Genomic DNA, 2,284 nt, shown 5'->3' with positions numbered 1-2,284 from the left:
TAGTAACGTCGTAGCGTGAAATATAAAATTTAATATTGGATAAAATTCAACAAGACACCATTCCTGGCTAATGATTATGATGTTGCGGAAATCAATATAACAATTTTTGTGAAACAGAGAGGCGACTCTATCGTTTTACAGGGGTACAACAACGCTCCTCTGGCAATAAAGATTACCCTTCCAAACAGGTAACTCAATGAATAAAAATATCATTCTCATCTCCGGGATGCTCTTTTCGACTGTCGGGCATGCCAGCGCACTCTATTTCTATGAAACAGGAACCGAGGATACCGCACTGGCGGGGGCAGGTCAGGCCGCGCGCGCTCAGGATGCCGCAACCTTGCTCACTAATCCCGCCGGAATGACACGTTTACCCGATCATATGGTGACCACAGGATTGCAGGCAATGGGTGGTGATATTCCTTACACACTCAATAACGCGTCTGTCGAACAGCAAAGTCCCGGCAATGCCATGAAGGTATTCCCTAATGCCAGTCTGTTTTACACCCAACACCTGAACGATACCGTTTCTGCGGGAATTGGATTGTATAGCAACTATGGCCTCGGTATTGATTTTGGTCACTGGGCAGGCGATCGACTCATTAAAAAAAGTACGATGGTTGCGATGACGCTAAGTCCAGGTGTGGCATGGAAACTGAGTGATAGAGTGTCCGTTGGTGCCGCAGCCGGGCTCAACTACGGTTTTCTATCTCTGACCCGGAATAATGATGGCAATGATCAGACACAACACGACCATGACTGGGCGATGAACTATCATCTTGGCTTATTAATGGATTTAACCGATCAAACCCGTGCAGGTATTACCTGGACCAGCAAGACAGACTACCATTTCAATATTGATGGTAAGGTACGATTCCTGAACCAGCCCAATCTTGAGTATGATTTGCCGTTCTCTACCCAGGTGCATGCACCACAACAGGTGATGTTTAGCCTGGTTCACGATATTAATCAGCAGTGGTCGGTGATGGGCGATCTTGGCTGGCAGGACTGGAGCCAGTTTGGTAGCCCGCAGATACAGGTTAATGGTCATACAAGCGATCGAACAAACCGGCTTCAGGACACATGGCATACCGCGTTGGGTGTGCAATATCGTCCCGATGAGCAGTGGCGCATAAATGCAGGCGTCGCATTTGACAGTTCACCGTACAAAACGCAAAACGATGTCGCACTTTCATTACCAACCGGCGATGAATGGCGTTTTGCCACCGGAGCGCAGTACCAAATTACCCCGGCCAGCAATGTCGGGTTTGCAGTCGAATATTTGCATATGCAGTCGGCGAACGTAAAATCAGATCCGTTTGCCGGTGAATACAAAAATCCGTGGCTATGGTTTGCCAGTGTTAACTACAGCTATCAGTTCTAGTATTTGGTTGCTTTCCGCGCATTATCAATAATCACCACGTTGAACTATCTCCCGTCATATTTTCGTCTAGCACGCGCGGTATAGCTACATTTTTACCCATATCAGGCTATCTGCTGGTGGCCTTTTCCATTTGTTCTAATTGGGGTCAGTTTGGATATCGAAAATTATTGTACGTTAAGATTGTTTTTTGACCACTAAGATGTGAGAAAACCGCTCTCTGAGCGGATTCTCGTATCTTGATGGGCGATGCTGAGAGCACCGCTCAAACGATCTTAAAAAGATCCTTCTGAATCTTTGATCTTAATAGTATATGTTTTATCAAATTCCCCACCTGTCGCTACATTAGTGCCAAACAATCCGCCTGATACTCTTACGGTGACGATCCCCGGCTTTACTGGTACTCCCTGAACCCTGACGCAATTGTGAGCTGGAGAATCATTACAATACCTTAAAGTTAATCCTGTATCGGATGGAGTTATTTCACCTACGAATCGTTCTAATAGTAGTCATTCATCTGTTGCATTTGTTCAAGCTTGGTTAAAGAGGCATACACCTGATTAGTCTCACTGTGAACATCAAATATATCACGCGATTTAACATCCTGAAGATATTCACTTTTTAGTGATATCGCAATATTGTCAATTTGCTGTTTATTTTTTTGATATAACGATCTGTACAGTTCAGGATTAGCAGGTGGTGATGTGGCTTCCTGTTGTACAACTGGAATAATCATGTTGTTAATTTTGCTCACCGGTGCCGGTGGTGCCGAATTACAGGCAGAGAGTGTGCCAATGAAAAAGATAAAGTAGAGTTTGCGCATGTGCTTTATATAGACAGTAAGTGGATGCCTGCCATTATCTTTTTTAACAGGTGTGCGTCCACAACTATGATGTTTAAAAA

At 44.7% G+C, this 2,284-nt stretch carries 2 protein-coding genes; one reads left to right on the top strand and one right to left on the bottom strand.

Annotated elements, in window-relative coordinates:
* Positions 1-196: 196 nt before the first annotated feature.
* Positions 197-1,384 (top strand): OmpP1/FadL family transporter, encoded by a 1,188-nt coding sequence (locus NNO02_RS23075; protein WP_271455857.1) that lies wholly within the window; start codon positions 197-199, stop codon positions 1,382-1,384.
* A gap of 496 nt (positions 1,385-1,880) precedes the next feature.
* Here NNO02_RS23075 and NNO02_RS23070 read toward each other — a convergent pair whose 3' ends face one another.
* Positions 1,881-2,204, bottom strand: coding sequence for a hypothetical protein (locus NNO02_RS23070; protein WP_442867929.1), 324 nt, complete (start codon positions 2,202-2,204; stop codon positions 1,881-1,883).
* Between the last annotated feature and the right edge of the window lie 80 nt (positions 2,205-2,284).

Origin of the sequence: Citrobacter sp. Awk 2, assembly GCF_028069815.1 — a bacterium.
Classification (GTDB): Bacteria; Pseudomonadota; Gammaproteobacteria; order Enterobacterales; family Enterobacteriaceae; genus Citrobacter.
The sequence above is the reverse complement of the archived record's forward strand: the minus strand, read 5'-3'. Positions and strand labels throughout refer to the sequence as shown.